This is a genomic window from Dermacoccus sp. NHGro5 (assembly GCF_017565385.1).
Lineage (GTDB): Bacteria > Actinomycetota > Actinomycetes > Actinomycetales > Dermatophilaceae > Dermacoccus > Dermacoccus nishinomiyaensis.
Genome location: NZ_JAGEKQ010000024.1, coordinates 65,062 through 90,320, shown reverse-complemented (window position 1 = coordinate 90,320; position 25,259 = coordinate 65,062). Strand labels below are relative to the sequence as shown.

Genomic DNA, 25,259 nt, shown 5'->3' with positions numbered 1-25,259 from the left:
GACGCCAGGCCCCGTTGAGGGCCTCGCGATCGGGCACGACGAGGCGGCCATCCCGTACGGGATGGCCGCCTCGTCGTCTGCATGGCTGTCGCGCGTGTCGATCGTTCCCCAAACCGACAAGGCTCCAGTCCGGGCCTCTCGTGCTGGTCGGGGCCGTACGCGTCGCTACTCGTGACGACGTCACGAGCACCATGTCAGCGCTTGCTACCTCGCTGTACTCGATCTATTAGATACGCGTAGATGAAACCATCGAGACGGATCGACGCTTGATGCCCACAGGAGTAGTGTCGAGGCATGCGTATTGCTATTGCAGGAGGACATGGCCAGATCGCCCGGTTGCTCGGGCAGCGGTTGAGCGGCGAGGGCCACGACGTCGTCGGCCTCATCCGTACACCGGAGCAGGCGGACGACCTGCGCGCCGCGGGAATGGAGCCCGCCGTCATCTCACTCGAGGACGCCTCGGTCGACGACGTCGCCGAGGTCATCAACGGCTGCGACGCCGTCGTCTTCGCCGCGGGTGGCGGCCCGGAATCGGGTCGGGCGCGCAAGTGGAGCGTCGACCTCATGGGAGCGGTGCTGCTCGCCGACGCTGCGGAGCAGGCGGGCGTGCGACGCTACGTCATGGTGTCGTCGATCGGCTCCGACGCGCCGGAGAACGTCGACGCCGGCGTCTTCCAGGTCTACCTCTACGCCAAGGGCGGCGCGGATGCCGACCTGCGTACCCGCGACCTCGACTGGACCATCGTCCGCCCCGGAATGCTCACCGATGACGCGCCCACGGGCCAGGTGACGATCAACCCCGACCAGCAGCGTCAGCCCATCACGCGCGGCGACGTCGCCCACACGCTCGCGCAGGTGCTGACGAGCGGGCATGCCATCCGAGAGACGTTCGTCGTCGTCAACGGCACGACGCCCGTCGACGAGGCGGTCGCGTCCCTCTGACTCTTCCCCGACGACGATGGGCCGGTGTTTCACGTGAAACACCGGCCCATCGTCGTCAGCCCAGCATGGACTAGGTTGGAGCCATGGCTCAGCGCACCACCTACCTCCTCATCGACGGCGAGAACATCGATGCCACGCTCGGCACCTCGATCCTCGGCCGCCGCCCCCACCCTGACGAGCGCCCGCGCTGGGACAGGCTACTCAAGTTCGCCCAGCGCCAGTGGCACCAGGACGCCAAGGGGCTGTTCTTCCTCGCGGCCAACGGCCCCGAGCTGCCGATGGCGTTCATCCAGGCCCTGACGGCGCTCGGCTACCAGCCAATACCTCTCTCCGGCGCGGAGGGCGAGAAGGTGGTCGACATGGCCATCCAGAAGACGCTGGACGCCCTCGTGACGCTGCAGGCCGACGTCATGCTCGTCAGCCACGACGGCGACTTCCTCCCGCAGCTCGAACCGCTGCTCGGCGGCTCCCGCAAGGTCGGGCTGATCGGCTTCAAGGAGTTCCGCAACGCCGGCTTCTCGCCCCTGGAGGCACAGGGCCTCGAGTTCTTCGACCTCGAGCACGACGTCAAGGCGTTCAACGCGACGCTGCCGCGCCTGCGCGTCATCCCGATCGACGAGTTCGACCCACTGGCCTTCCTCTGAGCGCTGCCCGCGCCGTCGCGGGCACCGGACGGCGAAGAGCCCCTCACGAATCCGTGGGGGGCTCTTCGTTCTCGGTGGAGGTAAGGGGACTCGAACCCCTAACCCCCTGCTTGCAAAGCAGGTGCGCTACCAATTGCGCCATACCCCCGAGGGTTTTTCAGCCAGGTTGTTCGGTGGCCGCCTGCGTGGCGGGCTCCTGCGTGGCCTTCGCCCACAGCTCCTTGCCCAGCTTCTGCTTCTGGTATTCGCTGTTCGCATACAGGGCGGCAGCGGCCGCAGCAGATGCGAGAAGTGCCTTGAACATGCGACTCCTTGGCGAAATCAAGGGGCAGTGGTGGTGGGCCTAACTGGACTTGAACCAGTGACCTCTGTCTTATCAGGACAGCGCTCTAACCGACTGAGCTATAGGCCCCTGCACCGCGTGCGTGCCGTTCACCTGCGTGATCAGCACGAGACGTAAGATTACCCACCGCAGGCGTGGCCCGCAAATCGCGGGCGGCGCCTTATCCCACCGCGTCGCCACGGGCCAGCTGCGACCCGCACCCACCAGCCTGGGCAGACGACGACGGGCCCGCCCCACCGTCGTGGAGGGCAGGCCCGTCGCGCGATTGCTCAGGCTGCGATCACTCGTCGCTCAACGTCAGCTGCACGCCGCCGACGAGGGAGGCGCAGATGTTGTAGAGGAACGCGCTCAGGGTCGCGATCGCCGTCATGAGGATGATGTTGAGCACGCCGATGACGATGCTGAACGAGATCGAGCGGCCGAACCCGAGGTAGTCGAGGATGTCGAACTTCGAGCCTTGACGATCCAGCGTCCGCAGCAGGTCGTTGATCGCGCTGAAGGTGCCCATGCCCGCGAGCACCGTCCACAACGTCGCCACGAGAACGACGGACGCGATGGCGACGGCCACCGACAACAGGAAGGCGATCTTGAGCACCGACCACGTGTCGACGCGCGACAGCGTCAGGCGCACTCGGCGCGGCGTGGAGCGACGTGGGGCGCCGCCGCGGCCCGACGAGGCCGGCGCGCGGCCGGCCTGCGTGCTCACGCGCTGCTGCTGGGGTCGTGTGGCTGGCGCCGCTGCACCACTGCCCTTGACCGCTCGGGGGGCGCCCCCGGCAGATTTCGGCAGCTTCGCGCGCGCGTCTCGCGAGTCACTCACTCACTGTCTCCCGACTCGTTGTTCTCCGTGGAGGCCGACTCGTCGTCCGTAGCGTGCGTTGCGTCCTGAGTTGACTCCGCGGCCTCGTTCGTCTCCGAAACTACCGCGTCATCGTCGATTTCCTCAGAATCCTTCTCGGCGTTGCGCGCGACGGCGACGATCGAGTCGCCCTTGCCGGGCGTCGCGAACTGCACGCCCTGCGTGTTGCGGCCCGTCTCACGCACCTCGGCGACGGCCGAGCGGACGATCTTGCCCTTCTCCATGACGACCATCACTTCGTCACGGTTCTCGACGACGAGCGCGCCGACGAGGTCACCGCCTCGCTCTGAGATCGTCGCGACCTTGACGCCGAGCGTCGCGCGCCCCTTCGTCGGGTACTCCTCCACGGGCGTGCGCTTGGCGAGCCCGTTCTCGAAGACGACGAAGACGCACAGCTTCTCGTCGGCCCCGCGCTCGACCTCGTTCGCGCCCTTCGGCACGACGTTCATCGACAGCAGTTCGTCGCCTTCTCGGAACTTCATGCCGGTGACACCCGACGTCGATCGGCCCATCGGACGCAGTGAGTCGTCCGTCGCAGCGAAACGCACGGCCTGGCCCTTGCGGCTGACGAGCAGGACGTCGTCGTCGTGCGTCGCGAGGCCGGCACCGACGAGCTCGTCGCCGTCACGCAGGTTGACGGCGATGAGGCCGCCCGAACGCGGCGAGTCATACTCCGACAGGCGCGTCTTCTTGACGAGGCCGTTGCGGGTCGCGAGCAGAAGGTACTCCGAGTCGGCATAGGTGCGCAGCGCCATGACCTGAGCGATCTGCTCGCCCGGCTGGAACGCGAGCAGGTTCGCGACGTGCTGGCCCTTGCTGTCGCGCGAGCCCTCCGGCAGCTCGTAGCCCTTCGTCCGGTAGACGCGGCCGGCGTTCGTGAAGAACAACAGCCAGTCGTGCGTCGAGGTCGTGAAGAAGTGCCCGACGACGTCGTCACCGCGCAGCGTCGCGCCGCGCACACCCTTGCCACCGCGACGCTGGCTGCGGTACTCGCTCACCTTCGTGCGCTTGACGTAGCCGCCGCGCGTGATGGTGACGACCACGTCCTCTTCGGGGATGAGGTCTTCCATGTTCATGTCACCGTCGAACGGCACGATCTGGCTGCGACGGTCGTCGCCGTACTTCTCGACGATCTCGGCGAGCTCGTCGCTGACGATCTGACGCTGACGCTCCGGCTTGGCCAGGATGTCCTTGTAGTCGTCGATCTTCGCCTGCAGCTCGTCGTGCTGCTCGATGATGCGCTGACGCTCGAGCGCCGCGAGGCGACGCAGCTGCATCTCGAGGATGGCGTTGGCCTGGATCTCGTCGATGTCGAGCAGCTCGATGAGGCCCGTGCGGGCATCGTCGACCGTCGGGCTGCGACGGATGAGGGCGATGACCTCGTCGAGCATGTCGAGGGCCTTCAACAGACCGCGCAGGATGTGGATGCGCTTCTCGGCCTCGTCGAGACGGAACTGCGTGCGGCGCACGATGACGTCGATCTGGTGCTCGACCCAGTAGCGGATGAACGCACTGATCGGCAGCGTGCGCGGCACACCGTCGACGAGGGCGAGCATGTTCGCGCCGAAGTTCTGCTGCAGCTGCGTGTGCTTGTAGAGGTTGTTGAGCACGACCTTGGCGATCGCGTCACGCTTGAGCACGATGACGAGGCGCTGGCCGGTGCGGCCGGACGTCTCGTCACGGATGTCGGCGATGCCGGCCATCTTGCCGTCCTTGACGAGCATCGCGATCTTCTCGGCGAGCGCGTCTGGGTTGACCTGGTACGGCAGCTCCGTGACGACGAGGCACTGACGGCCCTGGATCTCCTCGACGTTGACGACGGCGCGCATCGTGATGCTGCCGCGGCCGGTGCGGTAGGCGTCCTCGACGCCGCGCTTGCCCATGATGAGCGCGCCGGTCGGGAAGTCCGGGCCGGGGATGCGACGCAGGCACTCTTCGAGCAGTGCCTCACGCGAGGCCTCGGGGTTCGCGAGCAGCCACTGCGCGGCGTCGGCGACCTCGCGCAGGTTGTGCGGCGGGATCTGCGTCGCCATGCCGACAGCGATGCCGGCGCTGCCGTTGACGAGCAGGTTCGGGAAACGGCTCGGCAGGACGCTGGGCTGCAGCGTCTTGCCGTCGTAGTTGGGCTCGAAGTCGACGGTGTTCTCGTGGATGTCGCGCACGAGCTCCATCGCGAGGGGCGCCATGCGGCACTCGGTGTATCGCGGGGCGGCTGCGCCGTCGTTGCCGGGCGAACCGAAGTTGCCCTGGCCGTCGACGAGCGGGTAGCGCATCGACCACGGCTGCACGAGACGCACGAGGGCGTCGTAGATCGCCGAGTCACCGTGCGGGTGGTACTGACCCATGACGTCACCGACCACACGGCTGCACTTGTTGTAGCCGCGGTCGGGACGGTAGCCACCGTCGTACATGGCGTAGACGATGCGACGGTGCACGGGCTTGAGGCCGTCACGCACGTCCGGCAGGGCACGCGAGACGATGACGCTCATCGCGTACTCGATGTAGCTGCGCTGCATCTCGGCGTTGAGGTCGATCGGGTCGACGCGGTGCGCAACCGGAGCGGCGACGGCGGCCTGCGCCTCCGGCGTGTTCGGCACCTTCATCGTCGGCGGCTCGGGGCGCGTGGGGTCGATGCCGGCCGCGGCTGCTGCGGCGTCGCTGGCGGGAGCGTCGGCTTCGCCCTGGGGGACCTCGGGGAGATCGTCCGGCAGGTCGGACGCGTCGTCGCCCGGCAGGTTCGTGTCGTCAGACATGTGTCATTCCTTCGATGAAGGGTTGTCGAGTTGTCGCGATGTTTCACGTGAAACGGAGCGGCTCGTCGCTCACGTTTCACGTGAAACGCAGATCAGATGTCGAGGAACCTGACGTCCTTCGCGTTGCGCTGGATGAAGCTGCGTCGCGATTCGACGTCCTCACCCATGAGCACGGCGAAGATCTCGTCGGCGGCCGCGGCGTCCTCGAGCGTGACCTGGAGCAACGTGCGCGACTCCGGGTCCATCGTGGTCTCCCACAATTCCTGGTAATTCATCTCGCCGAGACCCTTGTAGCGCTGGACGCCGTTCTCCTTCGGCAGGCGCCAGCCCTTCGACTGGCCTGCGTCGATCATCGCGTCGCGCTCGCGGTCGGTGAAGGCGAACTCGTGCTCGTGGTTGCTCCACTTGATGCGGTACAGCGGCGGCTGGGCGAGGTAGACGTATCCGGCCTCGATGAGCGGGCGCATGAAGCGGAACAACAGAGTGAGCAGCAGCGTGCGGATGTGCATGCCGTCGACGTCGGCGTCGGCCATGAGGACGATCTTGTGGTAGCGCGCCTTCTCGATCGTGAAGTCCTCGCCGATGCCCGTGCCGAAGCCCGAGATCAGGCCCTGCACCTCATTGTTCGCGAGCACCTTGTCGAGGCGTGCCTTCTCGACGTTGAGGATCTTGCCGCGGATCGGCAGGATCGCCTGGTTGAACGGGTTGCGCCCCTGCACCGCCGAGCCGCCGGCCGAGTCACCCTCGACGATGAACACCTCGGAGATCGACGGATCCTTGCTCTGGCAGTCGCGCAGCTTGCCCGGCAGCCCACCCGATTCGAGCAGGCCCTTGCGTCGCGCGGTCTCGCGCGCCTTGCGGGCCGCCATCCGCGCCGACGCGGCGGCGATGGCCTTGCTGACGATCGCCTTGCCCTCTCGCGGGTGCATCTGCAGCCAGTGGTCGAACTCGTCGCGCACCGCGGTCTGGACGAAGCCTTTGACCTCGGAGTTGCCGAGCTTCGTCTTCGTCTGGCCCTCGAACTGTGGTTCGGCAAGCTTGACGCTGATGACGGCCGTCAGCCCCTCGCGGATGTCGTCACCGGTGAGGTTGTCGTCCTTCTCCTTGAGCAGCTTCTCGCGGCGCGCGAAGTCGTTGACGAGCTTCGTCATCGCCGCGCGGAAACCCTCTTCGTGCGTGCCGCCCTCGTGCGTGTTGATCGTGTTGGCGTACGTGTGGACGGACTCGCTGTACGCCGTCGTCCACTGCATCGCGACCTCGACCGAGAGGTAGCGCTCGGCGTCCTCGTGCTCGAAGGCGATGATGTCCTCGTTGACGACCTCGGCGCGCTTGGAGGAGTTGAGGTGCTTGACGTAGTCGAGCAGACCGTCCGCGTAGCAGTACGTGACGCTCCTGCCCTTCTTCGCCCGCGCGGCGGCCTCGTCAGCCTGTGCGGCGTCGGCACCCTCGGCTGCAGCGTCGGCCGCAGCTTCCTCTGCAGCACCCTCGTCGACGGCATCGGGACGCTCGTCGGTGAGGGAGATCGTCAGGCCCTTGTTGAGGAAGGCCATCTGCTGGAAGCGCGCACGGATCGTCTCGAAGTCGTAGACGGTCGTCTCGAAGATCTCCGGGCTCGCCCAGAACGTGATCGTCGTGCCAGTCTCGTCGCTCTCCTCTTCCTCACGCAGCTCGCCGAGCGGCACACCGCCCGCGAACTCCATTCGGTAGACGCGGCCCTTCTGCCGCACCTCGGCCTCGAGGCGCGTCGACAGGGCGTTGACGACCGAGCTGCCGACGCCGTGCAGACCACCGGAGACCTTGTAGCCGCCGCCACCGAACTTGCCTCCGGCGTGCAGCTGGGTGAGGACGAGCTCGACGGTCGACATGTCGTACGCCTCGTTGCGGCCCGTCGGGATGCCGCGGCCGTTGTCGGAGACGCGGATGCCGTTGTCGGGCAGGATCGTCACGTCGACGCGCGTCGCGTGACCGGCGAGGGCCTCGTCGACCGAGTTGTCGACGATCTCCCACACGAGGTGATGCAGGCCGCGCTCACCCGTGGAGCCGATGTACATGCCGGGCCGCTTGCGGACGGCCTCGAGGCCCTCGAGGACCTGGATGGCGTCGGCGTCGTACTCCGTGTCGATCTGGGACCGGACGTGCTGCTCGACCTGCTCTGACGCGCCGTCGGCCGCGTCTGCGAGCGAGGGATCCTGCGTCGTAGGGTCGATCGAGTCGTCGCTGGGCTTGTCGGCCACTGTGCTCCTTCACCGTGCGTGGCACCGTTGCAGTGCGCCGGCTCTCGGAGCGGGAAACCCGAGGCGTGACTCCCGCAACGACGTGCGTGCGGGCTCGTGACGCGATACAACGTGCGAATCATGTCCATCTTACTGGTAGCACGGCTCAGAACATAGCCACGAAACGCTCTAGAGGGCCTCGTGCACGCGGGAACGAGGCCTCGACGTGCCGGGGATCGTCGACCGGGGCCTCGAGGGCACTCATCGGCCTCTGGCTCGGCCGGCCTCCCTCGGGCTCCTCTCTCAGCGTCGACGGGGTGACGCGGACATGCTGCGGGGTTTCGCTGGAGGCGCTCTGCACACGAAACCGGGAAGGTTCCACGTGAAACAGGCGCGGCCGTCAGCCGTAGGTGTCGCGTGGTCCGCGTCCTGCGACACGACGCGGGCCGCGCACCCAGCTCGGGGCGCTCGGGCCGACAACCCGCAGTTCGTTGACGACGCCCTCACCCACACCGTCAGCGATGGAGGCCAGCAGGGATGTGGTGAGCAGCTGCAGCTGCGTGGCCCAGGCCGTCGATTCCGCGCGCACGATGAGCACGCCGTCCTCGAACGTGAGAGGCCGAGCGTGCTCGGCCACGCCCGCACCGACGAGATCGGCCCACCGCGACATGACGGCGCCGGCTGCCACGTCGACGTTCCACCCCCGCTCGAGCAGGAGGCGTTTCATCGTCGAGTCGATGAGTTGGGGGTCGCGTCCATCGCGATTCGACGACGGCGTGAAGCTCTGCGTCGAGCGGGAACGCCGGGGCGCAGGACGCGAGCCCGGACGAAAACCCCGCTCGGCGGCATTGCGCTGAGCCCGAGCGAGCGCCAACCGCGCGGCGACGGCGCGCTCGTCCTCAGCGTTCGACTCGACCGGCGCCTCGGCACTATCGGTGCCAGTGCCAGTGCCCGGGGCCTGATCGTCCGGTGCCCACGCATCGATGCCGCTGGTCTCACTCATCAGCCGCGTCACCGTCATCACGGTCGTCCGCATCACGGGCGGGCCCATCCGGGGCGTCCTCGGCCTCGGGCAGACCCGGGTGAGCCGCCGGCTGCACGCCGCCAGGCGCCTCCTCGAGGGATCCATCGCCTCGAGGCGCGACGTGGCCCTTCGTCACGTGGAAGACCTGGCCGGAAAGCCGCGCGGGAACGTCCTCCTCAACGGCGGCGGTGATGAGCACCTGCTCGGCGTCGCTCACCATGTCGGCCAGCCGTTCGCGGCGCCCCGCGTCGAGTTCGGCGAAGACGTCGTCGAGGACGAGGACGGGGTCGGTGCCGAGGTCATGACGCAGCAGGTGGAAGGCCGCGAGGCGCAGGGCGAGCGCAAACGACCACGACTCACCGTGACTCGCGTAGCCCTTGGCGGGCAGGTCTCCGAGCGTCAGGGTGACGTCGTCCCGGTGCGGCCCCACGAGGGTGACACCACGTTCGATCTCGCGGGTCCGCTGGAGCTCGAACGCCTCATGAAAGGCCTTCTCGAGCTCGTCGCGCTCCGGAACCTCGCCCGAGGCGATGCGCGCCGCGGTCGACTCCGGCAGTGACGACACATACGCGAGGCGCGCATCAGAACGCCCGGCACTCACCTCGTCGTACGCCTGGGCCACGTAGGGGGCCAGATCTTTCAGCAACCGTAGACGGGCGTAGACGAGGGCAGAACCGACTGACGCGAGGTGCGTGTTCCACTCGACCAGCGTGTCGAGAGCTGTTTCACGTGAAACCTCTTCATCCGCCGAGAGGCGAGCGCCTCGCGCGCCCTTCTTGAGCGCCGATTGGGCGGAGCGCAACAGGGCGTTGCGCTGCTTGAGAATCTTGTCGTAGTCCGAACGAGCACCGGCCCAGCGCGGTTGACGCGCGACGAGGAGGTCGTCGAGAAATCGGCGACGTTCCCCGGGGTCGCCCTTGACGAGCGCGAGATCCTCCGGCGCGAAGAGCACGGTTCGCAGCGACCCGAGGATGTCACGGGGACGCCCCGCGGCCGCGCGTCCGATGCGTGCCCGGTTGGCCCTACCCGGAACGATCTCGAGCTCGAGCACTGTTTCATGTGAATCACGGACGACGGCCGCGCGCACGAAGGCCCGCTCGGCTCCGAAGCGGACGAGGGGAGCGTCCGTCGAGACACGATGCGACCCCAGGGTCGCGAGGTAACCGGCGGCTTCGACCAGGTTGGTCTTGCCCTGGCCGTTGAGGCCCACGAATGTGGTCACTCCGTCAGCGAGCTCGACTTCCGCCTCCGTGTAGGAGCGGAAGTCACGCAGCGACAGATGGCGGAGTCTCACAGCGCTTTCGGTCGGTGGCTCGGATGCCCTGGGGTCGAATCGTCAGATCAGCGAACGCCGATCAGTGCTCGTTGGGGGCAGCGCCTGGGCGCGCGGCGCCCGCGTCCTTCTTCGGCTCGGCGGCGCCGGAGACCTCGGCCTGGCCTTCCTTCGCGGCGCGCCACGGCTCGCGACCGAACTGCATGACCTCGTGCCCGCCGAACTGACCGCGCAGTGCGGCGACCGCCTGCATCTGCGGGCTGTTCTCCTGGCGCGAGGCGAAACGGCCGAACAGCGCGGCGGCGAGCACCGGCATCGGGACGGCGTTCGCGATGGCCTCCTCGAGCGTCCAGCGACCCTCACCGGAGTCGGTCGTGTACTCGGAGACGCCCTCGAGGTGCGGCGTCTCCTCGAGCGCCTTCACCATGAGGTCGAGCAGCCAGGAACGCACGACGGTGCCGCGCGTCCAGGCCTTGAAGCAGCCGTGGACGTCGGTGACGATGTCCTTCGCCTCGAGCAGCTCCCAGCCCTCGGCGTAGGCGTGCATGAGGCCGTACTCGATGCCGTTGTGGACCATCTTGGCGTAGTGACCGGCGCCGACCTCACCGGCGTGGACGAAACCCTCCTCGCGGGGGCCCTCCGGGCGCAGTGCGTCGAAGACCGGCATCATGCGCTTGACGTCGGCGTCGTCACCGCCGCACATGAGGCCGTAGCCGTTCTCCTTGCCCCAGATGCCGCCGGAGACACCGCAGTCCATGAAGTGCACGCCCGTCTTGGCGAACTGCTCGGCGTGGCCCTGGTCGTCGGACCACTTGCTGTTGCCACCGTCGATGACGAGGTCGCCCTCGGCGAGCAGGCCCTGCAGCTCGGACATGACGGAGTCGGTGATCTTGCCGGCCGGCACCATGACCCAGATGTTGCGCGGTGCGTCGACCTTCTCGACGAGTTCGGCGAGGTCCGCGACGTCGCTGATCTCGCGATTCGTGTCGTAGCCGATGACCTCGATGCCCGCAGCCTTCATGCGATCGCGCATGTTGCCGCCCATCTTGCCGAGACCGATCAAACCAAGCTGCATGGGTCTTCTCCTTCGTGACGTTGCATGTCCGACACGCACGTCTGGAACGCGCGCATCACGAAAACTCAGGGTTCACGCTACGCCCGTCCGGGCAGGGGCGCGAACGCTGTCCGAACGGCCGTCAGTTCGCGAAACGCACCGGCATGATGAGGTAGCGATAGCTGTCGTCGGCGTCACCGTCGATCTCGTCCTGACCGGACAGGACAGCCGGGCGCGTCGGCTGGGTGAAGCCGAGGCGGACGTACTTCGTGCCGACGACGCCGAGCCCGTCGAGCAGGAACTGGGGGCTGAACGCGATCTCGAGCTCGGGGCCGTCGATCTTCGCCTCGAACGTCTCCGACGCCTGCGCGTCCTCGCCCGTGCCGGCCTCGATGCGCACCGAATCCTCGGCGAACCGCAGACGGACGGGCATGTTGCGCTCAGCGACGAGGGAGACGCGCTTGCACGCCTCGGCGAGCTGGGCCGTCTCGACGATCGCCGTCGTGTCGACGCTCGTCGGGAACAGGCTCGTCACCTTGGGGTAGTCGCCGTCGAGCAGACGCGTCGTCATGCGACGCTGGCCGGCCTCGAAACCGGCGAGACCAGAGCCCGTCGACGCGCCGCTCAGGGAGAGCGAGACGTTGCCGGCGGCACCGAGGGACTTGGCAAGCGAGTCTAGGGTGCGCGCGGGCACGAGCGCCGCGTACTCGGCGCCCTCGTCTCCGGCGTTCCACATGACCTCGCGCATCGCGAGGCGGTAGCGGTCCGTCGCGAGCAGCGTCAGCTTGTTGCCGGAGACCTCGACGCGCACGCCGGTGAGGATCGGCAGGGTGTCACCGCGGTCGGCCGCGACGCTGACCTGCGCGACGGCCTGCGTGAAGACGTCCCCGGCGATGACGCCCGTCGGATCGGGGTTTGCGGGCAGCGTCGGGTACTCGCCCGTCGGCATGCTCTGGAGGCTGAACTTCGCGCTGCCGCACGTGACCTGCACCTTCGAGCCCTCGCTGATCAGTTCGATCGGCTTGTGCGGAAGGCTCTTCGTGATGTCGGCGAGCAGGCGGCCGAGGACGAGGACGGTGCCCGCCTCCTCGACGTCGGCGTCGACCGTCACCTTCGCGGAGACCTCGTAGTCGAACGCGGACAGCGTCAGACCCTCGGGGCTCGCCTCGAGCAGGACACCCGCGAGCACGGGGACGGGCGGGCGCTGCGACAGACCGCGCACTGCCCAGGCCACCGCTTCGGCCAACACATCGCGTTCAACCCGGAGCTTCACGTCCACCGTCCCTCATCGTTCGTCGTCGCAGGCGAGCTGTGACCCTCGTGCGATGTCTCGTCACGTGCGGGGTGGCTCCTGCTGCGAGCGAACTCCGCGTCGATGCCACAGGCACAGCTGTGCGCTCGTGAGCCTAGCTCAGGTCGTCGGCCTCGCCCAAGAGACGACGAGGGGTGCTGACGGGGGACGTCGCCGGCTCGTCGACAGTGGGGTGCGGTGTGGATACGTGGGGCGCTTTCTCGCCATGGTGAAGATGTTGGTCGTCGTCATAGGGGGTGTGGATGGTGGGGAAAACCCCTGTTCGTCCTCGTCAGCACTGGGATCTCGGGTGTGGGTGACGTGGGGATCGTTGCTGTGGATGGTGACAGCCGGTTGTGGAGAGAAAATCTTCATCCACAACCGGCTGTCGTTGCGGGGTGGGTTTCCCCCTGATCGGACGGGTTTTCCACTGCTTCATCCCCAGAAACTGTGGATAACCCCGTGGATGAGGGATGGATCACTCGCTGACGGCTGGGTGGTTGCCGTGAACCAGGAGGGAATCACATCGGTGTCGTCCACATTTCCACAGTGTTGTCCACAGGTGTGGATGAGCGCCATTCCGGGGTTCGGGGACCTTCGGATGTTCGCGGGCCGTCAGCGACCCACACCTTACCCACATGGTTGTCCCCAGATTCTGTGGACAACCATGTGGGTGGCCACCTGTGAGCCGCCGAGCGGCAGTTTGGCAGCTGTCGGGCGTTGGCCCGCCGTTCACTCACGCACTCATCGACGCGCCGCCACGTGGGCGGCCCAGAGCAACGCGCCCGATGCGACGCAGCAGAAGGCGGCGAGCGCCATCGTCACGAGGTCCGTGGCCACCAACGGTCCGATCACCCCGGCGAGAGCAGCGGCGAAGACGAGGTTGACGAAGGTGCCGGCGGAAGCCGCCGTGCCACGCGCCTGGGGAAACTCGTCGAGCTGCGCGAGCTGGAGCACCGGCAGAGCGACCGCAACCCCGAAGGCCGTCAGGGAAGGCGCGACGAGCGCCCACGGGACGTCGCTGCCCCACGGCTGCAGTGCGATGACGACGCCGACCGTGGCTGAGGCGAGGGCGAACAGCAGGCCGTACGACGCCTGACGGGCGGCGCTGAGGTGCCCGGCGGCCCGCGCGCTCAGCCAGGAGCCCGCGATCATGCACACCACCATCGGCACGAAGAACATCCAGTACTCGTTCTCGCCGAGCCCGAGCAGCCCGCCGAGGAAGAGAGGCGCGTTCGAGATGAACAAGAACTGTCCTGCGAACGCGAGCGACGCGGCCAGCGCGATGCGTAGGAACCGACCGCTGCGCAGTGCCGCCAGGAGAGCGCTCACGATGGGCCCGAGTGCGAGGGACGAGCGTTGTTCCACGGGAAGTGTCTCGGGCAGGAACCTGCTCACGCAGATGGTCATGACCACACCGAACGCGGTGAGGAACCAGAAGATCGAGCGCCAGTCGCCCACCGTCAGCAAGGCACCGCCCAGGATCGGCGCGAAGGCCGGCGCGAGTCCGAAGATCATCGACACCTGGCTCATCAGGCGTTGTGCCTCGGGGCCGGAGAAGAGGTCGCGGATCACCGCACGCGCGATGATCTGACCCGCCCCGGCCGCGAAACCCTGGAACGCGCGGAAGACGAGCAGCAGTGGCAGAGACGGCGCCAGGGCGCAGCCGACGGAGGCGAGGACATAGACACCGATCCCCACCGTCATGACGGGTTTGCGACCCACGGCGTCCGACACCGGCCCGTGGAACAGGCTCATGACGGCGAACGACAACAGGTAGACGCTGACCACCTGCTGCATCGCGGCCGGTTCCACGTGAAACTCGGCGCCCATTCGGGCGAACGCGGGCAGGGGCGCGTCGACGTTGAAGGGGCCGAACATCGACAGCCCGGCCAGCACGAGCGTGAGGACGGCGCCGGCACGACGCGTCCCTGATGTGGCGGCGTCAAGGGGAGCAGCATGCGGGGCGCGGCGCGTCGTCATCCGCGCATTGTCTCAGCGTCAGGCGCTCGCAGTGACGCTGATCATGGCGACGTACCGTGGAGTCAGTGACTGCGACGGCGGATCTGCGTCGTCAGCTCCGTGATCTGGTCGTACACGGGGCGACGCTCGCCGATGAGCTGGCGGATCTTCTTCTCCGCGTGCATGACGGTCGTGTGGTCGCGCCCACCGAAGTGCTGTCCGAGCTGTGGGAATGAGTGCTCCGTCAGCTCACGCGACAGGTACATGGCGATCTGACGCGCCATCGTCAGGTTGCGTGAGCGCGACGGGCCCTTGATGTCGTCGACCGTCACCCCGAAGTAGACGGCCGTCTCGGCGATGATGTGGCCGACGGTGATCTGCCCCGTCTCGCTCGGCACGACGTCCTTGAGGACGAACGCGGCCTTCGCCCGGTCGACCGGTTCCTTCTGCAGTGACGCATAAGCGGCGACACGGATGAGCGCGCCCTCGAGCTCACGGATGTTCGTCGAGATCTTCGAGGCGATGAGCTCGAGCACGTCATCGCCGATGTCCATGCGCTCGGCGTTGGCCTTCTTGCGCAGGATCGCGATGCGCGTCTCCAGCTCGGGCGGGTGGACGTCCGTCGTCAGCCCCGACTTGAAGCGGCTGCGCATGCGGTCGGCGAACGTCGTCAGCTTCTCCGGCGGCTGATCCGAGGTCAGCACGATCTGCTTGCCGGTGGAGTGCAGGGCGTTGAAGGTGTGGAAGAACTCCTCCTGCGTCTGCTCCTTGCCCTGCAGGAACTGGATGTCGTCGATGAGCAGGACGTCGACGTCGTCGCGGTAGCGGCGCTGGAACGTCGCGGCGCGGTCGTCACGGATCGAGTTGACGAAGTCGTTCGTGAACTCCTCGGAGCTGACGTATCGCACCCGCAGCTTCGGGTGGTAGTCGTGCACGTAGTGACCGATCGCGTGCAGCAGGTGGGTCTTGCCGAGCCCCGAGTCGCCGTGGATGAACAGGGGGTTGTAGGCCTGGCCCGGCTCCTCGGCGATGGCGATGGCGGCGGCGTGCGCGAACCGGTTGCTCTCACCGATGACGAACGTGTCGAACGTGTACTTGGGGTTGAGGCGCGGGGCCTCGGTGTCGCTCGGAGCGGCAGCGGCATCGCGCTGATAGCCCGTCGAGCGAGGCGGCAGGACGACGCCCGGGTCGGCCTTCGTCGGCCGTGGTGCGCCCTGGCCGGGCATGGTGAACCCGAGCGTTCCATCATCGGATTCGGTTGCTGCAGAGGTGTTCTCGTCGGACGCGTCACCGTCGTCGTCGAGGTCTCGCACCGCTGCCTGGAGACTCTCATCGACGCTGATGGCGACGCGCACCTGTTGGCCTAGCTGATCCGACAGTGCCTTCGCCACGGGTTCGCGCAGCGGCCCCTCGAGCATCCGCTTCGTCTGGTCGAAGGGCACGGACAGCAGCACGTTGTCACCGAGCAGCCCGACGAAGCGCGTCAGGTTGAGGTAGGCGCGATCACGCGAGCCGATGCCGTGCTTGTCCATGTCCTCCAACGCGGCGTGCCAGGTGCGCTCGTAGTCGACGGGTTCGTCGGTGGTCACGTGGCTCCTCCTGGCGCTGCGGGGGTCGCAGCCGGTCGGTCGTCGGTGCTCGAGGCCGTGATGGCGACGAGGCGTGCTGGGCGTCTCCCATAGTAGGCCCCATATCCACAGAGTTATCCACAGCCTGTGCACGGTGTGTCCTGGGGCTCATCGGGCGGTGCGCGCCAGACGAGGGGAATGTCGTTTTCTCGTCAGGCTAACGGCGTGTCGACTGGATTTGTGCGGCGGCGTGTGAATCACAGATGTGTTATTCGCGTGCGCGCGCTGTTGGGTATGGAGTGGAGGTTCGGACGTTTTGACCCTGTTGGCCCCGCATGCGTAAGCTGGATGACGATTGTCTGCGCCCCGATGACGGTGATCCACCGCCTCGATGCGTGCCGTTCCAAGGTATTTTCGCCGATGGGCAGGCCCTGTGGGCCGCCATTGCTGGTGCTGCAGGAGTGGGATGCCGAAGGTTCGAAGAGCCTGGAGCCCGTCACGTGCGGGTGGCGCGACAACCCTGACCATCAGCACGACGGCGGCGCGCGAGCGTTCGCCCTTCCCCAATGGAGTTCGACGTGAGCAAGCGCACCTTCCAGCCCAACAACCGTCGCCGCGCCAAGACGCACGGCTTCCGTCTGCGCATGCGCACCCGCGCCGGCCGCGCCATCCTGGCGAACCGACGCGCCAAGGGTCGCAAGCAGCTTTCCGCCTGAGTTCGGCCCACGACCGGCCGTGCTCCCTGCTCAGCATCGCATTCGTGACGCAGGGCAGTACCGCGCCGTCCTGCGGGATCGACGTGCGGGGCGCGCGGGTGGCTCGCTGCTCGCCGTTCATGTGATCGACGCCGACGCGTTCGGCCTTTCACCCGAGGATCGGGTGGGGCCGCGCGTCGGTTTCGTCGTTTCAAAGGCCGTGGGCAACGCCGTCGTGCGTTCGCGGGCCAAACGCGTGCTGCGGCACGTCGCCCGGGACGCGCTGAGTGAGATCGACCCCGGGCTCGACATCGTCGTGCGCGCGAACCCGGCGATCGCCGGTGCCTCGAGCCACGACGTCGCGAGGGAGTTCGATCGGATGCTCGCCAAGGCGACGCGACGTCAGCGACCACAGGATGTTTCACGTGAAACGGATTCACGCGAACCATCGGACCGGGCGCATCAGGACGCGTCCAGGGTTCGACGATGAGTGCCGGGGTGCCTCGAGCGCCGGCCGGCGATGATGTGCCCGGCGACCACGCCGCGTCAGCCACACCGGTGCCGGACGAACAGCACGGCTGGCGCCGCGTCGTCGTGTGGCCGCTGCTCGTGGTCGTCCGCTTCTACCGTCGGTGGATCTCGCCGGCGTTGCCTGCTACGTGCCGGTTCTACCCGTCGTGCTCGACGTACGGCCTCACGGCCCTGCAGCGATTCGGCCCGATCAAGGGCACCTGGCTCACGCTCAAGCGGCTCGGCCGTTGCCATCCGTGGAACCCCGGCGGGGTCGACCACGTTCCTCAGAAGAAGACCTCCTGACGCCTGCTCGTTCGCGAGCGGCGTCGACTCACGCCCACATCATTGCGAAGGATGATTGATGGACACCCTGCTCTATCCACTCGAGTGGTTCGTCGCCGCCATCATGGTCGGCTGGCACAAGCTCTTCTCGCTCGTCGGCCTGCCCGAGGCGTCCGGCTGGACGTGGGCGCTGTCCATCGCCGGCCTCGTCATCGTGCTGCGCATCCTGCTGATCCCACTGTTCGTCAAGCAGATCCACGCGTCGCGTCGCATGCAGCTCGTGCAGCCAGAGATGCAGAAGATCCAGGCCAAGTACAAGGGCAAGAAGGATCCTGAGTCCCGCGCCAAGCAGCAGGAAGAGATGATGGAGCTGTACCGGACCACCGGTACCAACCCGCTCGGCTCGTGCCTGCCGATCCTGCTCCAAGCGCCGTTCTTCTTCGCGCTGTTCCGGGTGCTCAACAACCTGAGCAAGATCGCTGACGGGCGTCACGATGAGATCGGCTTCCTCACGAGGTCGCTCGCCGGCCAGGCAGAGAGCTCGAAGCTGTTCGGTGCGAAGCTGTCCGACACCTTCATGGGCACGGACGGCTGGGGATCGGCCAAGTGGGTCGCCATCCTGCTCATCGTCCTCATGTCGGCGACGTCGTTCATCACCCAGCACCAGCTGATGCGACGCAACATGCCAAAGGCCGCACTCGAGGGGCCGATGGCGAAGCAGCAGCAGATCATCATCTACCTGATGCCGATCTTCTTCGCGATCTCCGGTGTGAACTTCCCGATCGGTGTCCTCATCTACTGGTTCGTCACGAACGTGTGGACGATGGGCCAGCAGTGGTTCGTCATCCACCGCATGCCGACGCCCGGATCGGCCGCCGAGAAGAAGCTCGAGGAGCGCAACCGCGCCAAGGGGCGCGAGCACAAGACCGTCACGATGGACGATCTGCGCAAGGCCAACGAGGGCAAACCGAAGGGCCGCTTCGCCCAGGCCATGGAGAAGGCGCAAGAACAGGCCCGCGAACAGCAGGGCCTCAAGACGGGTGCACGCCCCGCCGGCGCATCGAAGGTCTCCATGTCGAAGAAGAAGGCGGCTGCGAGTGACGACGTCGTCGAGTCGAGCGTCGTCGAGACACCCGCGGCCACGAACCCGGTGCGCGAGAACGGCCGGGCCACCAAGGCGCCGCAGACCGGGCCGCGCAACCAGCCGAAGAAGAACACGCCGCGCTCGAAGCGCAAGAAGTGAGAGGGACGTCATCATGACCGAACAGGCACCGGGACGCTCTGGCGTCACCAACCTCGAGCGCGAAGGTGAGATCGCGGCGGACTTCCTCGAGAAGTTGCTCGACATCGCCGACCTCGATGGCGACATCGACGTCGAGGTCGAGGGAGGCCGCGCGGCCGTCTCCATCGTCGACTCCGAGGAAGGCCAGGTGCCGCGCTCCCTCGTCGGCTCCGGCGGTAAGACGCTCGACGCCCTGCAGGAACTCATGCGTCTCGCCGTCCAGGCTGAGACGGGCGAGCGCAGCCGCGCGATGCTCGACATCGCCGGCCATCGTGCCGAGCGACGAAGCGCTCTCGAGTCGAAGGCTGCTGACGCCGTCGCGGAAGCGAAGAAGACTGGCGCCAAGGTCGAGATGGAGCCGATGACCGCGTTCGAACGGAAGGTCGTGCACGATGTGGTGCTCGCCGCAGGGCTGACGTCGGAATCCGAGGGCGCCGAGCCGAACCGCTACGTCGTGGTGCTGCCCGAATGATCGTGTTTCACGTGAAACTCGAGCGTGAGACGGCAGCATGACGCAGCCCGCTCACGAGCACGACGCGAAGACGCCTGCGGCCCCGCAGGCGTCTTCGCCGCCTCCGGCACCCGACACGGCAGCAGCCTTCCTGGCTGACCGGCTGCCGCTCATGACGCGCTACGTCGACGCCCTGTGCGACACCGGCGTCAGCCACGGGCTCATGGGCCCGCGTGAGGTGCCGCGCATGTGGGAACGGCACGTCCTCAACTGCGCCGTCGTCCACCCCGGAATCGCCCGGGGGGCGCACGTTGCCGACATCGGTGCCGGCGCCGGGCTGCCCGGCCTCGTCCTCGCCATCGCCCGCCCCGACCTCACGATGACGCTCGTCGAACCTCTGCTTCGACGGACGACGTGGCTGGCCGACGTCGTCAACGAACTCGACTTGCCGAACGTCGAGGTGGTGCGCGCCCGTGCGGACGAGTTGTGGGGGCAGCGCACGTTCGACGTCGTGACGTCACGTGCCGTCGCGCGCATCGGGGAACTGGCGCGCTGGTCGTTGCCGCTCGTGAGCCGGGGCGGCGAGATGTTCGTCCTCAAGGGCTCGAGTGCCGCCGAAGAGCGTGACGAGGACGAGGCCGTACTGCGCCGGTTGCGTGTTCGCACGGCTGAGGTGGAGACGTGGGGCGAGGGCACCGTCGAGCCACCGACGGTGACCGTCCGGCTCACCGTCGACGGCATCGCGCCGCAACTCACGCGCAAGCAGGCCGGCACGATCGACAAGACCAAGCAGAAGCCGTCCCGCCGTCCGGATCGGCGCGCCTGAGGTTCTCTCCGGTGCCGGTGCGCCACCCCACGTGATTCCCTGTCCCCAGGTGTGACGGCAACGTCAGGCCTGGGGACAGCCGCGTTCGCCCCCTGCGCCACAGGTGACACAATGGGGTCTTGCCGTCAACGCGAATCCGAGGAGAACCGGTGACATCCACTGCCCCAGTCGGCTGGCCCACCCACAGGCCTGGCGTCGCGCACACGGGCCCGAGCCCAGAGCCCGTCGGATGGCAGGGTATCTCCACCGCAGCGGCCGAGAGCCTCGGCGGTGATGCGGTCGTCACGGTGGTGAATCCGGTCGTCACGGAGCAGGCTGAGGGCCCGGTCGGTGCTGACGTTTCACGTGAAACACCTCAGCCGATGATGGATCCGCAGGTCTCGGAGGTCACCGGCCAGCGCACGACCGATGTCGCTGACGAGGTCGCTGAGCCGTCGGCCGCTGACCAGGACGCCGCACCCATGAGGGAATCGGAACCCTCACCTCGCGAGATGCAGGATGGCGAGGATGCCGCCCCAGCCGGCGATGCCGTCTCTGACGTGCGAGCTGCGCTCGGTTACGACATCCTGCTCGGCGGGGCGATTGTTCCCCGTGAAACATCGACCGCGACGGCTCCCGCGCCGCGCGACGCGGATGGAACCGAGCCGGTCGATGGCGTCGAGGCCGCTACCCCAACCGACGCCCCGGGCGATGACGAACGTGCTGACTTTGGTGCCGCTGACGCGAAGGCCGAGGTCGCCGTCTCCGATGGCGAAGGTGTGGGGGATGCCGCCACGGCGGTGACGTTGACCGGTCCCGTCGTCGACGAGGCATCGGCAGATCAGGGCACGGCCGAGGTGCCCGAGGGCACTGCGTCACAAGAGGATGTGTCGCACCGCAATTCTGCGCAGAGCGAGGGGTACGTGCCGCGTCATCATGCCGGGTCCGAGGCCACAGACGCTCCGCAGTCGCAGAGCGTCGAGGCTGATCCCGCCCTGGCTGCGCGCTCACCCCTGCCGTCGCGTCGCGCTCGCCGCCATGCCCGCCCCCGCGTTCCCAGCTTCGAACGCGCGACGGACACCGACTGGCAAGGCGTGACAGATCACGACGACCCACAGCACCCCATGGACGACGAAGGACGACGCGATGTGCTCCACGCCGAACCCGAGGCACCGTCAGCCGAGCCCAGGCCGGCGCGCGTGAGTTTCACGGGCGTCGAACAACTGCCGCGCCCGACGCACCCGCGGGTGCTCACGGTCGCGAATCAGAAGGGCGGCGTCGGGAAGACGACGACGACCGTGAACGTCGCGGCGGCGCTCGCTCAGGCGGGGCTCAAGGTTCTCGTCATCGACATCGACCCGCAGGGCAACGCTTCCACTGCTCTCGGCATCGAGCACCACTCCGACGTGCCGAGCGTCTACGACGTCATCGTCGAAGGAACGCCGATCGACGAGGTCATGGCCCAGTGCCCCGACATCCCCGGCCTGTGGTGTGCGCCGGCGACGATCGACCTCGCCGGCGCGGAGATCGAGCTCGTCTCCCTGGTCGCTCGCGAATCCCGTCTGCACCGTTCGATCAACGCGCAGTTGGCTGACTCGACCCCGGACGAGCGCTTCGACTACGTCTTCATCGACTGCCCGCCGAGCCTCGGGTTGCTCACCGTCAACGCGTTCGTCGCGGCTGACGAGGTGTTCATCCCCATCCAGTGCGAGTACTACGCGCTCGAGGGGCTGAGCCAGCTGCTCAAGAACATCGAGATGATCAAGATGCACCTCAACCCCGGGCTGCACGTCTCGACCATCCTTCTCACCATGTACGACGGGCGCACCAACCTCTCCGCGCAGGTCGCGGACGAGGTGCGCGCGCACTTCCCCGAGCAGGTGCTCGGCGCGCTCGTGCCGCGCTCGGTGCGCATCTCGGAGGCGCCGAGCCATGGCGAGACCGTCATGACGTACGACCCGACGAGCACCGGTGCGACGAGCTACCGCGATGCTGCTCGGGAGATCGCCCTGCGCGGTGCGAGCGTGCCCGAGCCTTCGGGGCGAATCGGACGATGACCGACGCCGTGACGCCCGACGGCGATCGCCGTCATGCTGCGACGTCGTACGCAGCCTTCTCATACTCATCCCGCCTGACCCACCGTGTAGGAAGTGGACCTCGATGAACGACAAGCGACGTGGACTCGGCCGTGGCCTGGGTGCGCTCATCCCCAACACCACCGAACCGACGCGGGTGACGCGCCCGACGGACGTCTTCTTCACCGACTCCAAGGCCTCGCGCACGCAGGACGGCGACGAACCCAGCGCCCCGGAGGCCCGTGCGAGCCGCTTCAGCGAAGCCCTCACGCCGCGCCCGTCGCACCAGGCGCCGCGGGGTACCGAACCCCGGACCGAATCGCGCGCCTCGACGCACCGCCGCCACGACGACCTCGCCGCGGCCGCGGCCGCCGTCACGCAGCCCGCGGGGCAGGCGCCGAGCGTTTCACGTGAAACAGAGGTGGCGAAGCTCGAAGCGCAGCCGGCACAGCGTGATGACGCGGCCGGCATTGATGACGAGAGGGACGTGACGTCGAACCTCGCGCCCGTGCCTGGTGCGTCGTTCGCCGAGATCTCGCAGTCGCTGATCCGCCCGAACCCGAAGCAGCCGCGCTCGGTGTTCGACGAGGAGCACATGGCCGAACTCGTCCACTCGATCGGCGAGATCGGGGTTCTGCAGCCCATCGTCGTGCGGCCCGTGCCGGAGGGCGACCCGGATCACGCGCAGACGCCCTACGAACTCATCATGGGTGAGCGGCGTTGGCGGGCCTCGCAGGAGGCCGGTCTCGCGACAGTGCCGGCCATCGTCCGTTCGACGACGGACGAGGATCTGCTGCGTGACGCCCTGCTCGAGAACCTGCACCGTAGCCAGCTCAACCCCCTCGAAGAAGCGGCGGCCTACGCACAGTTGCTCGAGGACTTCGGCTGCACGCACGACGAGCTTGCCACGAAGATCGGCCGCAGCCGCCCGCAGATCTCCAACACGATCCGCCTGCTCAAGCTGCCGCCGGTGGTGCAGCGTCGCGTCGCCGCGGGTGTCCTGAGTGCCGGCCACGCCCGTGCCCTGCTCGGCATGAGTGACCCCGCCGCGATGGAGCGGCTCGCCCAGCGCATCGTGGCCGAGGGCCTCTCCGTGCGCGCGACGGAGGAGATCATCGCGCTCGGCGACGACACGAAGCCGCGCAAGAGCGCTGTTCCACGTGAAACCAACCCGGATCTCGATCACTGGGCCAGCAATCTCGCCGACAAGCTCGACACCCGCGTCGGCATCACGATGGGCAAGAACAAGGGCAAGCTCACCGTCGAGTTCGCCTCCGTCGACGACCTCAACCGCATCATGGACGCTCTCGGGATCGAACGTGGCTGAGCGTCTCGACCCGAATGAGGCTCCTGAGGTCAATCATTCTGACGGCAGCTCGGCCACGGCGCAGACGCAGGACGGGCATCTGACGCGTTCCGACATCACCGACGCTCCGCTGATCGACGGCACGGATCCGCTGAGCGACAACGCTATCGACCGCCGTCGGGGCCGCACGGCGACGCCGCAGCTCGTCATCTTCTGCCTCTTCGCGCTGATCTTCGCCTACTTCGTCATCGGCGACGTCATGCACGGCGACTGGGGCATGGCGATGCTGGGCCTCGTCGTCCTCGGCATCTGCGGGGCGGCCATCAAGCGAGAGTTCGACAAGAACCGCTGAACCGCTGACGGCCGCCCCCCTTGCGTCCAAGTGCACCCGGGTGCATCTGGGCGCAAGGGGAGGGCAGCACGGGGGTAGAGACGAAAAGCCCCGGCCCACCATGTCTGGTGGGCCGGGGCTTCGTCGTCGGACGCTGCGTGCCCGACAGTGTCGTGATGCGGCTCGGTTCAGCCGAGGAACGGCTCGAGCTCGCGCAGCAGCTTCGGCTTCGGCATGGCGCCGACGATCGTCTTGACGACCTCACCGTTCTGGTAGACGTTCATCGTCGGGATGCCGGTGATGCCGTACTTCGCGGAGATCGCCGGGTTCTCGTCCGTGTTGAGCTTGTAGACGTCGATCTTGTCGGCGTTCGCCGCTGCGATCTCCTCGAGGATCGGCGCGACGGCGCGGCAGGGGCCGCACCACTCGGCCCAGAAGTCGACGAGGACGGGCTTGCTGTTCTTCAGGACGTCGGCGTCGAACGTGGCGTCCGTGGTGGGCTTGGTGGCTCCCATGATGTTCTCCTCTGTGCCGGCACCGGCGAAGCGGCACCCGTGGTCGATGGTTCTTGGTCGGTCGAAGATGATCAGCGCGCCGCGTCGGCGCCCTGAGGCTCCGCGGTGAGGGACGCGTCGGGAGCGGGCTCGCCCGCCGCGTCGAGGTGGGCGAGGAAGCGCTCGGCGTCGAGGGCTGCGGAGCAGCCCGAACCGGCGGCCGTGATGGCCTGACGGTAGGTGTGGTCGACGAGGTCGCCGCACGCGAAGACGCCGTCGACGTTCGTGTGCGTCGAACGCTCCTGCGCGACGACGTAACCCTCGTCGTCGAGCTCGATCTGCCCGGTGACGAGCTCGTTGCGCGGCAGGTGGCCGATCGCGATGAACAGGCCGGTCGCGGCGAGCTCGCGCTCGTCACCGGTGACGGTGTCGCGCAGCGTCACGCCGGTCAGCTTGTCCTCGCCGTGGATGGCGACGACTTCGCTGTTCCAGGCGAATTCGATCTTGGGGTCGTTCTCGGCGCGCTCGGCCATGATCTTGGAGGCGCGAAGCTCGTCGCGCCGATGCACCATCGTCACCTTCGCGGCGAAGCGCGTGAGGAAGGTGGCTTCCTCGACAGCCGAGTCGCCGCCGCCGACGACGATGATCTCCTGGTTGCGGAAGAACGCGCCGTCGCACGTCGCGCACCACGAGACGCCGTGGCCGGAGAGGCGCTTCTCGTCGGGAAGGCCCAGTTCGCGGTATGCCGAGCCCATCGCGAGTATGACGGCCTTCGCGCGGTGGGTGACGCCCTCGCCGTCGACGACCGTCTTGACGGCACCGGTGAGATCGACGGATGTGACGTCGTCACGCACGAGCTCGGCGCCGAAGCGCTCGGCCTGCGCACGCATTTTCTCCATGAGGTCGGGGCCCATGATGCCGTCCGAGAAACCGGGGAAGTTCTCCACCTCGGTGGTGTTCATCAGGGCACCACCAGCGGTGACGGAGCCCTCGAACACGAGCGGTTCGAGATTGGCTCGCGCCGCGTAGATGGCGGCGGTGTACCCGGCGGGGCCGGAGCCGATGATGATGAGGTTGCGCACGGCCTGGTCGCTCACGA

General features: G+C 67.6%; 23 protein-coding genes, 2 tRNA genes and 1 pseudogene. 12 read left to right on the top strand and 14 right to left on the bottom strand.

Features of this window, described 5'->3' with window-relative positions:
- The first annotated feature begins 294 nt into the window (after positions 1 to 294).
- Positions 295 to 942, top strand: a complete 648-nt coding sequence (locus J4Z35_RS10895) for an SDR family oxidoreductase (RefSeq protein WP_074040021.1) — start codon at positions 295 to 297, stop codon at positions 940 to 942.
- Between the two features lie 83 nt (positions 943 to 1,025).
- Positions 1,026 to 1,586, top strand: coding sequence for an NYN domain-containing protein (locus tag J4Z35_RS10890; protein WP_006944737.1), 561 nt, complete (start codon positions 1,026 to 1,028; stop codon positions 1,584 to 1,586).
- Between the two features lie 75 nt (positions 1,587 to 1,661).
- Here the strand turns inward: J4Z35_RS10890 and J4Z35_RS10885 are convergent.
- From J4Z35_RS10885 to dnaA, 12 genes are all read right to left on the bottom strand, one after another.
- Positions 1,662 to 1,734, bottom strand: a tRNA-Ala gene (locus tag J4Z35_RS10885).
- 9 nt (positions 1,735 to 1,743) lie between these two features.
- Positions 1,744 to 1,890, bottom strand: a complete 147-nt coding sequence (locus J4Z35_RS10880; protein WP_006944753.1) for a hypothetical protein — start codon at positions 1,888 to 1,890, stop codon at positions 1,744 to 1,746.
- A 31-nt stretch (positions 1,891 to 1,921) separates the two neighbouring features.
- Positions 1,922 to 1,998 (bottom strand) — tRNA-Ile (locus tag J4Z35_RS10875).
- Between the two features lie 211 nt (positions 1,999 to 2,209).
- On the bottom strand, positions 2,210 to 2,635 hold the full coding sequence (locus tag J4Z35_RS10870) for a DUF3566 domain-containing protein (protein WP_231729406.1): 426 nt from the start codon (positions 2,633 to 2,635) through the stop codon (positions 2,210 to 2,212).
- Positions 2,636 to 2,745: 110 nt separating this feature from the next.
- The gene (gene gyrA, locus J4Z35_RS10865) at positions 2,746 to 5,391 is read right to left on the bottom strand and encodes a DNA gyrase subunit A (protein ID WP_235006262.1); all 2,646 of its coding nucleotides are present in this window, start codon (positions 5,389 to 5,391) and stop codon (positions 2,746 to 2,748) included.
- Positions 5,392 to 5,633: 242 nt separating this feature from the next.
- A complete protein-coding gene (gene gyrB / locus J4Z35_RS10860; protein WP_200829314.1) occupies positions 5,634 to 7,664 on the bottom strand; it encodes a DNA topoisomerase (ATP-hydrolyzing) subunit B in 2,031 nt (676 codons plus the stop codon).
- 490 nt (positions 7,665 to 8,154) lie between these two features.
- On the bottom strand, positions 8,155 to 8,757 hold the full coding sequence (locus tag J4Z35_RS10855) for a DciA family protein (protein WP_131940204.1): 603 nt from the start codon (positions 8,755 to 8,757) through the stop codon (positions 8,155 to 8,157).
- Positions 8,750 to 10,072 carry a DNA replication/repair protein RecF gene (gene recF, locus J4Z35_RS10850; RefSeq protein WP_131940202.1) on the bottom strand — a complete coding sequence of 441 codons (1,323 nt, stop codon included), beginning with the start codon at positions 10,070 to 10,072 and terminating at the stop codon, positions 8,750 to 8,752. Before recF ends, J4Z35_RS10855 begins: the two co-directional genes overlap by 8 nt.
- A 61-nt stretch (positions 10,073 to 10,133) precedes the next feature.
- A complete protein-coding gene (gnd, locus tag J4Z35_RS10845; protein WP_131940200.1) occupies positions 10,134 to 11,126 on the bottom strand; it encodes a phosphogluconate dehydrogenase (NAD(+)-dependent, decarboxylating) in 993 nt (330 codons plus the stop codon).
- Positions 11,127 to 11,247: 121 nt separating this feature from the next.
- On the bottom strand, positions 11,248 to 12,378 hold the full coding sequence (gene dnaN, locus J4Z35_RS10840) for a DNA polymerase III subunit beta (RefSeq protein ID WP_040014531.1): 1,131 nt from the start codon (positions 12,376 to 12,378) through the stop codon (positions 11,248 to 11,250).
- Between the two features lie 762 nt (positions 12,379 to 13,140).
- A complete protein-coding gene (locus tag J4Z35_RS10835) occupies positions 13,141 to 14,379 on the bottom strand; it encodes a multidrug effflux MFS transporter (protein ID WP_006944797.1) in 1,239 nt (412 codons plus the stop codon).
- Between the two features lie 62 nt (positions 14,380 to 14,441).
- A complete protein-coding gene (gene dnaA, locus J4Z35_RS10830) occupies positions 14,442 to 15,947 on the bottom strand; it encodes a chromosomal replication initiator protein DnaA (protein ID WP_006944755.1) in 1,506 nt (501 codons plus the stop codon).
- A gap of 327 nt (positions 15,948 to 16,274) precedes the next feature.
- On the opposite strand from dnaA, the gene J4Z35_RS10825 reads away from it, so the two are divergent.
- The 10 genes and pseudogenes from J4Z35_RS10825 (at position 16,275) to J4Z35_RS10780 (ending at position 23,687) form a co-directional block, all read left to right on the top strand.
- Entirely contained in the window at positions 16,275 to 16,508 is a 234-nt protein-coding gene (locus tag J4Z35_RS10825; protein WP_136788226.1) for a hypothetical protein, read from the top strand.
- Positions 16,505 to 16,642 (top strand): 50S ribosomal protein L34, encoded by a 138-nt coding sequence (gene rpmH, locus J4Z35_RS10820; protein ID WP_006944663.1) that lies wholly within the window; start codon positions 16,505 to 16,507, stop codon positions 16,640 to 16,642. The genes J4Z35_RS10825 and rpmH overlap by 4 nt, the downstream gene beginning before the upstream one ends.
- 19 nt (positions 16,643 to 16,661) lie before the next feature.
- Entirely contained in the window at positions 16,662 to 17,111 is a 450-nt protein-coding gene (gene rnpA / locus J4Z35_RS10815) for a ribonuclease P protein component (RefSeq protein WP_006944739.1), read from the top strand.
- Positions 17,108 to 17,437 carry a membrane protein insertion efficiency factor YidD gene (gene yidD / locus J4Z35_RS10810; RefSeq protein WP_081873519.1) on the top strand — a complete coding sequence of 110 codons (330 nt, stop codon included), beginning with the start codon at positions 17,108 to 17,110 and terminating at the stop codon, positions 17,435 to 17,437. The genes rnpA and yidD overlap by 4 nt, the downstream gene beginning before the upstream one ends.
- A gap of 58 nt (positions 17,438 to 17,495) precedes the next feature.
- The gene (gene yidC / locus J4Z35_RS10805; protein ID WP_006944685.1) at positions 17,496 to 18,659 is read left to right on the top strand and encodes a membrane protein insertase YidC; all 1,164 of its coding nucleotides are present in this window, start codon (positions 17,496 to 17,498) and stop codon (positions 18,657 to 18,659) included.
- Between the two features lie 13 nt (positions 18,660 to 18,672).
- Positions 18,673 to 19,170 (top strand): R3H domain-containing nucleic acid-binding protein, encoded by a 498-nt coding sequence (locus tag J4Z35_RS10800; protein ID WP_006944720.1) that lies wholly within the window; start codon positions 18,673 to 18,675, stop codon positions 19,168 to 19,170.
- Positions 19,171 to 19,207: 37 nt separating this feature from the next.
- On the top strand, positions 19,208 to 19,975 hold the full coding sequence (rsmG, locus tag J4Z35_RS10795; RefSeq protein ID WP_131940198.1) for a 16S rRNA (guanine(527)-N(7))-methyltransferase RsmG: 768 nt from the start codon (positions 19,208 to 19,210) through the stop codon (positions 19,973 to 19,975).
- A gap of 1,199 nt (positions 19,976 to 21,174) precedes the next feature.
- Positions 21,175 to 22,011, top strand: a pseudogene (locus tag J4Z35_RS10790) (ParA family protein); the annotation flags it as partial.
- A 103-nt stretch (positions 22,012 to 22,114) separates the two neighbouring features.
- Positions 22,115 to 23,356 carry a ParB/RepB/Spo0J family partition protein gene (locus J4Z35_RS10785; RefSeq protein ID WP_006944763.1) on the top strand — a complete coding sequence of 414 codons (1,242 nt, stop codon included), beginning with the start codon at positions 22,115 to 22,117 and terminating at the stop codon, positions 23,354 to 23,356.
- Positions 23,349 to 23,687 (top strand): hypothetical protein, encoded by a 339-nt coding sequence (locus tag J4Z35_RS10780; protein ID WP_006944618.1) that lies wholly within the window; start codon positions 23,349 to 23,351, stop codon positions 23,685 to 23,687. The genes J4Z35_RS10785 and J4Z35_RS10780 overlap by 8 nt, the downstream gene beginning before the upstream one ends.
- A gap of 167 nt (positions 23,688 to 23,854) precedes the next feature.
- Here the strand turns inward: J4Z35_RS10780 and trxA are convergent, their stop codons facing one another.
- Together trxA and trxB are read right to left on the bottom strand one after the other, a co-directional pair.
- Positions 23,855 to 24,181 (bottom strand): thioredoxin, encoded by a 327-nt coding sequence (gene trxA / locus J4Z35_RS10775; protein WP_006944697.1) that lies wholly within the window; start codon positions 24,179 to 24,181, stop codon positions 23,855 to 23,857.
- A 71-nt stretch (positions 24,182 to 24,252) separates the two neighbouring features.
- Positions 24,253 to 25,257: a thioredoxin-disulfide reductase gene (trxB, locus tag J4Z35_RS10770; RefSeq protein ID WP_006944760.1), complete on the bottom strand. Its 1,005-nt coding sequence runs from the start codon at positions 25,255 to 25,257 to the stop codon at positions 24,253 to 24,255.
- Positions 25,258 to 25,259: the final 2 nt, after the last annotated feature.